Source organism: Synechococcus sp. OH2 (assembly GCF_047462155.1).
Taxonomy (GTDB): domain Bacteria; phylum Cyanobacteriota; class Cyanobacteriia; order Thermostichales; family Thermostichaceae; genus Thermostichus.
Map to the genome: position 1 here is coordinate 24,231 of NZ_JANSIR010000096.1, position 7,882 is coordinate 32,112.

At 60.0% G+C, this 7,882-nt stretch carries 9 protein-coding genes; 6 read left to right on the plus strand and 3 right to left on the minus strand.

Features of this window, described 5'->3' with window-relative positions; genetic code table 11:
- The 6 genes from rplO to NW835_RS09795 all read left to right on the plus strand — a co-directional run.
- On the plus strand, positions 1–464 hold a 464-nt coding region (gene rplO / locus NW835_RS09770; RefSeq protein WP_414415176.1), incomplete at its 5' end, for a 50S ribosomal protein L15.
- A gap of 108 nt (positions 465–572) precedes the next feature.
- Entirely contained in the window at positions 573–1,871 is a 1,299-nt protein-coding gene (gene secY / locus NW835_RS09775) for a preprotein translocase subunit SecY (protein ID WP_414363789.1), read from the plus strand.
- Positions 1,871–2,452, plus strand: coding sequence for an adenylate kinase (locus NW835_RS09780; protein WP_414415177.1), 582 nt, complete (start codon positions 1,871–1,873; stop codon positions 2,450–2,452). Before secY ends, NW835_RS09780 begins: the two co-directional genes overlap by 1 nt.
- A 50-nt stretch (positions 2,453–2,502) precedes the next feature.
- On the plus strand, positions 2,503–3,276 hold the full coding sequence (gene map / locus NW835_RS09785) for a type I methionyl aminopeptidase (RefSeq protein WP_414363838.1): 774 nt from the start codon (positions 2,503–2,505) through the stop codon (positions 3,274–3,276).
- A 129-nt stretch (positions 3,277–3,405) separates the two neighbouring features.
- Positions 3,406–3,630 carry a translation initiation factor IF-1 gene (gene infA / locus NW835_RS09790; protein ID WP_011430026.1) on the plus strand — a complete coding sequence of 75 codons (225 nt, stop codon included), beginning with the start codon at positions 3,406–3,408 and terminating at the stop codon, positions 3,628–3,630.
- Between the two features lie 29 nt (positions 3,631–3,659).
- Positions 3,660–4,640 (plus strand): alpha/beta fold hydrolase, encoded by a 981-nt coding sequence (locus NW835_RS09795; RefSeq protein ID WP_414415178.1) that lies wholly within the window; start codon positions 3,660–3,662, stop codon positions 4,638–4,640.
- A gap of 202 nt (positions 4,641–4,842) precedes the next feature.
- On the opposite strand, the gene NW835_RS09800 is transcribed toward NW835_RS09795, so the two are convergent.
- From NW835_RS09800 to NW835_RS09810, 3 genes are all read right to left on the minus strand, one after another.
- Entirely contained in the window at positions 4,843–5,736 is an 894-nt protein-coding gene (locus tag NW835_RS09800) for a PRC-barrel domain-containing protein (protein WP_414415179.1), read from the minus strand.
- 73 nt (positions 5,737–5,809) lie between these two features.
- Positions 5,810–6,958 (minus strand): glycosyltransferase family 4 protein, encoded by a 1,149-nt coding sequence (locus NW835_RS09805; protein ID WP_414415180.1) that lies wholly within the window; start codon positions 6,956–6,958, stop codon positions 5,810–5,812.
- A 59-nt stretch (positions 6,959–7,017) separates the two neighbouring features.
- Positions 7,018–7,473 (minus strand): ubiquinol-cytochrome c reductase iron-sulfur subunit, encoded by a 456-nt coding sequence (locus NW835_RS09810; RefSeq protein ID WP_414363785.1) that lies wholly within the window; start codon positions 7,471–7,473, stop codon positions 7,018–7,020.
- Between the last annotated feature and the right edge of the window lie 409 nt (positions 7,474–7,882).

The following is a 7,882-nucleotide window of genomic DNA, read 5'->3' on the forward strand; positions in this document are numbered from 1 at the left end:
AAGACATTCGCCCCCAACCAGGCTCGACGCGGCGGCGGCGGCGGCTAGGCCGTGGCATCGCTGCTGGACAGGGAGCCTCCTGTGGCAAGGGAATGCGGGGACAGAAGGCGCGCAAAGGGGGCGGTCCCCGGCCTGGTTTTGAGGGAGGGCAGACCCCCCTCTATCGGCGGCTGCCCAAACTTAAGCACTTCCCCCGCTACGTGCGGCGCCCCCAGTACACCTTGATCAACCTGCGCGCTTTGGCCAAGTTGCCCGCCGGCAGCGAGGTCAGCTTGGAAAGCTTGATGGAGTTGGGGATCGTGACCACCAACGATGGCCCGCTGAAGATTTTGGGAGACGGGGAAGTGGGCGTGCCCCTGACGATCAGAGCGGCTGCCATCACCCCCTCAGCCCGAGCTAAAGTCGAGGCAGCGGGGGGTCGGGTGGAGATTGGGGGATCCCGGGCCGCTTCCGCCGGATCCTAAAATTGGGCCGCAGTTTGCAGCTTCTCTATTTTGCCGACTTTCCCACCGGCAGCGTAGAGTGGTAAATAGCTCACCTTGCCTTTCCCTTCCGCGAGGTTTTCTACATTTATGGCTGACACACGAGGCTCCGCTCCCTCCGCCCAAGAGACCTTCATGCAGATGGCCATGGCCTCTGGCCTGCGCAGCCGTCTGTTTCTTACCCTAGGCCTGTTGCTGTTGGTGCGTCTGGGCATTTACATTCCCATCCCCAGCATTGACCGGGCTCGCTTTGCCGCCGAAGCCGCCAACAGCCCCGTGTTTGGCTTTCTGGATGTCTTCTCGGGCGGCGGTATTTCCGCTTTGGGGATCTTCGCCCTTGGCATCTTGCCCTTCATCAACGCCTCCATCATCATGCAACTGCTGGTCTCGGCCATTCCGGCCCTGGAGAACCTGCAGAAGAACGAGGGGGAGCAGGGGCGGCGACAGATTTCCCAGTACACCCGCTACGTTACCCTGATTTGGGCCATCATCCAGGGCATCGGCATCTCCTTCTGGGTGCGGGAGTTTGCCAACACCAGCAACGAGTTGGCCTTCATGGCCTCCACCACCCTGGCCCTGGCGGCAGGTTCCATGTTTGTCATGTGGTTGGGGGAGATGATCACGGAGAAGGGGGTGGGCAGTGGTCCCTCGCTGTTGATCTTCGTCAACATTGTCGCCACGCTGCCCCGCGCCCTGGGTCAGACCATCAGCCTGGCCCGCGCTGATAGCAGCACCATTGGCGGCATCTTGGTGTTAATGGCCGTCTTCCTAGCCACCATTGTCGGCATTGTCTTCGTCCAGGAGGGCAGCCGCAAAATCCCCATTGTCTACGCCAAGCGCCAGGTGGGCAACAAGCTATTCCGCGAGCAGAAGAGCTACCTGCCCCTGCGGCTAAACCAGGGGGGCGTGATGCCGATCATCTTCGCCTACTCGGTGATGTCCCTGCCCTTTGCCTTGGCCCAGTACACCCAGAACCTAACGTTGGTGCAGGTGGCCAACCTTTTGGCCCCTACTTCTTGGTTTTACATTCCCTTCTACTTCGTGCTGATCCTCCTTTTCAGCTATTTCTACGCCTCTTTGATCATTAACCCGGTGGATCTGGCGCAAAACTTGAAGAAGATGGGAGCCAGCATTCCCGGAGTCCGACCGGGCAAGGCCACTGCCGAGTACATCGAAGGGATCCTTAACCGGCTGACCCTGCTGGGGGCCTTGTTCTTGTGTGCGGTGGCCATCATCCCGACGGCGGTGGAGCGGGCGACCGGCATCACCACTTTTCAGGGCTTGGGGGCAACTTCGCTGCTCATCCTGGTGGGGGTGGCGATCGAGACCTCCAAGCAGATCCAGACCTACGTCATTTCGCAGCGTTACGAAGGGATGGTCAAGCAATAGTGCCGAGGTTAATCTTTTTGGGGCCGCCGGGAGCGGGCAAGGGCACCCAGGCAGAGCGGCTGGCAGCGATCTACCACACGCCCAAAATTTCCACAGGCGACCTGCTGCGGGCAGAGGTGAAAGCCCAAACGCCGCTGGGGTGCCAGGCTAAGGTGTACATGGATGCGGGAGAGCTGGTGCCTGACGAGGTGTTAATCGGGATGGTGAAAGGCCAGTTGCAACACTCGCCAGCGCAGGGTTGGATCCTAGACGGCTTCCCCCGCACTCTGGCGCAGGCGGAGGCTTTGGAAGAGCTGTTGCGGGAGTTGGGGCAAGACTACGACCACGTCCTCAACCTGGAAGTGCCGGATGACGTGGTGGTGGCACGGCTGTTGGCCCGCGGCAAAGAGCAGGGGCGCAGCGACGATGCGGACGAGGCGGTGATCCTCAAACGCTTGCAGGTGTATCGGGAGCAAACGGCTCCCTTGATCGACTTTTATGAGGCCAAAGGTCGTCTGCGACGGATCGATGGCAACCAGCCGATGGAATCGGTACAAGAGCATCTGCGGGCTCTCTTGGAAGGCTTCAGGAGGACAGCGTGATCAAAACGGGGGCCGGAAATCCCTCCCAGCCCGGATCCCTGCGGCGGGGCATGCAGCTCATCGAGATCAAATCCCGCCGGGAGGTGGAGAAGATGCGGCGGGCCGGGCGGGTGGTAGCCCAGGTGCTACAGGAGATCGCGGAGTGCCTGCAGCCGGGCTGGACAACGGCAGACATCGATGCCTATGCCGAGCGACGGGTGGCCGAATTGAACGCCCTGCCCAGCTTCAAGGGCTACTACGGCTTTCCCGCCTGTGTCTGTGTCAGCGTCAACCATGAGGTGGTACATGGGATCCCCAGTCCCCGCAAAGTGGTGCAGCCGGGGGACATTGTCAAGGTGGATTTTGGCGCCATGGTCGAAGGCTGGCATGCCGACTCTTGCATCACCATTGGCCTAGAGCCCCTCAGCGATGCCGCCCGCGACCTGATCGACACAGCAGCCAAAGCGCTGCAGACGGGCATTGACCACGTGCGCCACGGCGTCTGGCTACAGGATGTCTCAGGCGCCATCGAGGACTATATCCAGGGGCGGGGCTACTCCGTGGTGAAGCAGTACGTCGGCCACGGCGTGGGGCGCAACTTGCACGAGGAGCCGCAGTTTCCCCACTACCGCACCCGCGACCTTCCCAATCCCAAGCTGCGCTCTGGCATGACAGTGGCAATCGAGCCGATGGTGAATGCAGGAGGAGAGGCCACACGGGTGCTGTCGGATGGCTGGACAGTGGTTACGGTGGATGGCTCTTGGTCGGCCCAGTTTGAGCACACTGTCTTGATCACAGACTCTGGGGCTGAGATTTTGACGGATCGCACCCCTTTTCAGTCCTAGGGATCCCCTGCTGGAGGGCGGCAACGGCTAGGATAGAAGAGGTGGAGTATTGTTTCAGCTCTTAACTCGCTCTTAACAGAGCGGGTTTAGCGTCGCTTACTTCTGTTGTGTTGTTTTAAGGAGGGTTCCTTGTCTAAAGAAGACGCCATCGAAGTGGAAGGGGTGGTTACCGAGTCCTTGCCCAACGCCATGTTCCGGGTAGATCTGGACAACGGCTTTAACGTCCTCGCCCACATCTCCGGCAAGATCCGCCGCAACTACATCAAGATCTTGCCCGGCGACCGGGTCAAGGTCGAGCTCAGCCCCTATGACCTAAACAAAGGGCGCATCACCTACCGCCTCAAGAAAAAGTAGATCCCTGGCCTTAGCTGGGGCCGCTGAGCATGAAGGAGCTGAGCCAAGTTCTCAAAACCGGTCTCTGGGTTGCAGCCAGCGGGGTGAGCGCCTTGGCCGTTCTCAACGCCTGGATTGCTTCTCGAACCCAGCCTTTGCCCAGCCTCTTGCCGGGGGAGGAGAGACACCATTTTTGGTGCGGCCATCGCCTGTTTTACAAAGTGGCGGGATCCGGCCAGCCCTTGTTGCTGCTGCACGGCATCGGGGCCGGCTCTTCCAGCTACGAGTTCCGCGCCATCATGGCGGAGCTGAGCCAGCACTATCAGGTTTATGCTTTGGATTGGTTAGGTTGGGGCAACTCGGAGCGCCCCGATCTGGAGTACACTGGCCATCTATATGCCCGGATGATCGGGGATTTTGTCCAGCAGGTGATCGGGCGCCCCTGCCACGCCATCGCCAACTCCCTCTCGGCAGGGTTTGTGCTGCGTTCGGCCCGGCTGCAACCTCACCACTGGCAGAAGCTGCTACTCATCGCCCCTCTAGGAGACAACAGCCTCATCCCCGAGGCGCTAGGGATCCCTTTGGCTGAGGCGATCTACGGGATCCTCAGCCTGCCGGTTTTGGGGCTGGCCTTTTACAACGCCATCACCACCCCCTGGAGTGTACGTCTATTTACGGAGCAGAGCCTGTTCTCTCCTGGGTACACTCTGGATGAGACGGTGGTGGATTACTACTATCAGGCGGCTCACCAGGCGGGGGCCCAATTTGCCCCCCGTTCTTTTTTGACCGGCAAGCTTAACCTGCCCATTCAGGAGGACTTTCGCGTGGTGGACAAGCCGCTGGCTCTGGTCTGGGGAGAAAACAACCGCCTCACCGGATTGGAACAGGCGGAGCGGTATCGCGCTTTGCGCCCAGAGGTGCCGATCTATCGACTGCCAGGGGCTGCTTTTCCTCACATCGAAGCGCCGCAGGCCTTCTTGTCAGTAGCTTTGCGCTTTTTGGGCGAAGCCGAAGCTGCCCTGCCGGCATAGGGGATCCCTTCGCCTTGATTGCTGCAGCAACCAGACTGACTGCCGGTTACAAGGATTGCGCCGTTGGCCTGGGACCTGGTTGCTGGGGTTCTTCTAATTCAGGGGGAGTTCCCAGTATCATCAGGGCGCATTCCTCCCGAACGTACCCCTACGGGTACAGGGCAGGGCTCCTGCGGTTTCTAGGTAAGCCGGGCGCAGCAGCTCAGGTTGGCTCCCCAGTATTTTTCTCCCAGGGGTCGATATCCAGAGGGGAGCTAGGAGGGGTGGGGGCAGACTCAGGAGCTGGCTCGGAAGGGGGGGCTTCTGCCTGGACGTACTCCTGCTCCCACTCTGGTTGTTCAGGAGCAGGAACAGGCTCGGGCTGACGGGGAGACCCTGCTTCGCCCTGGAGTTCGGGCTCTTCTTCGGGGTAATCGTCTTCTTGTTCGCCTTCCTCGTCGTATTCTTCCTCGTAGTTTTTCTCGACGGCAGAGTAGTCATCGACAGCCCTGGGCAGGGCGGGGGCGAAGCCAGTTTCGGGTAACCAAGAGGGCTTACCCAGTCCCAGGGTTTCCAAAATTCCCTTGGTCAGTTGGGCTAGGCGGGTTTCGGCGCCATCAGCAACGATAAGGCGATCGCCGCCAACTGAGACGATCTCATCCGCAGAAAGCAAATAGGTGCTGAGGATGAAGCCGGGCAAAAAGGTAAGGCCGAGGTTAGAGAGGATTAGGCCTGTGATCAGGCCAGAGACGGAGTTAAATTCGAAATCTTTGACTTTTCCAAGGCGGATCCCTTCTTCCGTAACCACCTCGCTGCCAACCACTCGACTTAGGCCTTGCAAGTCCAAGTCGTCGAAAACTTCATCACTAGGAATGAGGATGGCATCTTGGCCCAAGGCCGTTACCTGCCGTAGGTCCAGCAACCGTGGGGATCCGGCAAAGGCTTTCTCCAGCACCCCCAGCACCAGCACTTGCTTGGCTTCCAGATCTGCCCAAACTTCGCTAACTACTCCGAGTCGGGCTGCATTGGCTTGGCTAATCACCTGCGTTCCCAGAACCTGTGACCGCCGACGAACCTCTGGTCGCACCAGCGCAACAGATCCTTTCCCAGTCGTCATGGTGGTTTCCCCATCGTGAGTCGAAGCTTCGCATCAGTGGGCTGGTCATCCGGCCCCAGGCACCAAAATCAAGTTAATAGTACCATTGCCTGTCCCCTCCCTCGCGAGCGGCTGGGATCGGATTCCGGACAATTTGCTCACTCCAGGCCAAAAACCGCTCCGTCATGGCCGGTAGGGAATAGTGCTGTTCTACCTGGTGTCGGCAGCGGCTGCGGTCGAGGCTATCCAGGCGTTCTACAGCCCTTGCCAAGGCCGCCACGTCGTCTGGCTCCACCACCCAGCCAGTCTCGCCATCGCTAACAATTTCCGCTGGCCCCCCACGGCGGTAGGTAATCACCGGCACGCCACAGGCCAAGGCTTCCACTGCCACCAGGCCAAAGGCTTCCACCCACTTGGGCGTCATGATCAAGGCGGAACATTGGCCCAAGAGCTGCTGCATCTGGGAAGTGGGCAAAAAACCCCGGTAATCCAATTGGGCCCGTGGGTACCGTTTTTGAATCTGCTGCCAGTAGGCTGGGTCTTGCAGGTGGCCCAGGAGCAGTACCGGCCTTCCCGTCTTCTCGGCCAGGGCGGCGCAGTCTTCCAGGCCCTTTTCTGGGGCAATGCGGCCAACCCAACACAGGGATCCGTTTCCCTCCGCCACAAAGTCGTAGCGGCTGAGGTCGACGCCGCAGGGCAAATAGACAAAGGGATCCCGCCCCGCCGCCATCTGGGCGCGGGCAAAGGCAAAGGTCTGGGCTTGCGCCCGCGAGTGCACTGCCAGCCGGCCTGGGTAGCGGTAGGCAATGTGCTCCAGGGCCTGATCGATGGCGTCGCTAAGGGATCCCATGCTGACAATATGGGCCAGGGGGGTGCGGAAAAAATCCGTCAGGTAGAAGGAGAGCCAGTCGTAGCTCCAGTTCACGATGAGCTCGAACTGATCCTGCAATTGGGCAGCCCGCTGCCATAGGTTGGCCACTAGGGAAGGGGTGGAGAGACAGACCGGCTGGTCGCGGCGCTGGCTTTGGGCATAGGGCGGGGGGAGGCCTGTAACTGTCTCGATAACTCCCTCTGGCAAGTCGGCACTGTGGGATCCCTCGGGGGCTAGCACGCACACCTCGGCTCTCCTCTCCAGCAGGCTACGCGCCAAGTTGACAAGGTTGAGCTCTACCCCGCCCCCACCCCCCGATCCCAGAGGCCCAACGGGGGTGGAGACAAACAAGAAGCGCTGGGGACAAATCATGGGCAGCCTTGCAGGCTCGACCCCTTGCTGGCTAGTTTGGTTAACTCTGGGGGACAAGGTCAGGTTCTGGCCACGAAGATTTCCCCTTTCTCCACCTTAACTTTGTAGGCGGTTAGGTCGGCCTTGGCTGGTCCACGGGTACGGCTGCCATCGGCGGCAAAAGCTGAGCCATGACAGGGGCAGACGAAGTTCTCCCCCCGCCAGTCTACGTCGCAGCCGGCATGGGGACAGGCTGCATCCAGAGCCAGCAGCGAGTCTGACTTTTGAGGATCCCCGACCAACCAAAGGGTGGCGGTGTTCTTCCCAAAGGCGTCTTCTACCTTGAAGGGGCCTTCTTTGAGATCTTCCAGTGTTGCCACTTTAACGAACTCCGGCTCAGCCCCTTTGGGGCCCGAAGCAGCACCCTGGGCAATGGCACGGTTAAAACGGCGCTGAGCCGAGGCAGGCAACAGGCCCACCAGCGAGCCAAAACCAAGCGCCAGCCAACGCAGAAAACCGCGACGATTGTTGTACATAGCCACGTGTCCTGAGATGGATACAAGTTGACACTCCCACCGACTAAAGTCGGGGGATTCTTACGCAGCCCACAGACGGACTCGCAAAGGCGCTGTCAAGACGCCCCTAGACGGTTCCTTGGGACCCAGTCTCAAGGTTCCGCTTACTTACTGGCTTTTGGCACTGTCCGGGTCTTTCACCGGGGTAGGTGCTTGCCTAGGAGCAATTGTAGCCTTAGCAAGCAACTCAAGTCGCTCGAAGGGTTTTCTGCTCCGCACTACTCGCGCTAGCGGCACGGCGCGCTGAGTACGGGGCTACCAAGCTACTCTGCTGTGTCAACGGGCTTGCTGTCGGAGGAGGAGATACAGCCTGTTAAAGAACCAAGGGGTACAGTAGCAACACTTAGCAAACCAACTCCGGAAGCAGGAT

Coding starts and splice junctions, on each gene's coding strand:
- secY (WP_414363789.1), top strand. CDS start 573: ATGGCTGACACACGAGGCTCCGCTCCCTCCGCCCAAGAGACCTTCATG.
- NW835_RS09800 (WP_414415179.1), bottom strand. CDS start 5,736: ATGACGACTGGGAAAGGATCTGTTGCGCTGGTGCGACCAGAGGTTCGT.
- NW835_RS09810 (WP_414363785.1), bottom strand. CDS start 7,473: ATGTACAACAATCGTCGCGGTTTTCTGCGTTGGCTGGCGCTTGGTTTT.
- map (WP_414363838.1), top strand. CDS start 2,503: ATGCAGCTCATCGAGATCAAATCCCGCCGGGAGGTGGAGAAGATGCGG.
- NW835_RS09795 (WP_414415178.1), top strand. CDS start 3,660: ATGAAGGAGCTGAGCCAAGTTCTCAAAACCGGTCTCTGGGTTGCAGCC.
- NW835_RS09805 (WP_414415180.1), bottom strand. CDS start 6,958: ATGATTTGTCCCCAGCGCTTCTTGTTTGTCTCCACCCCCGTTGGGCCT.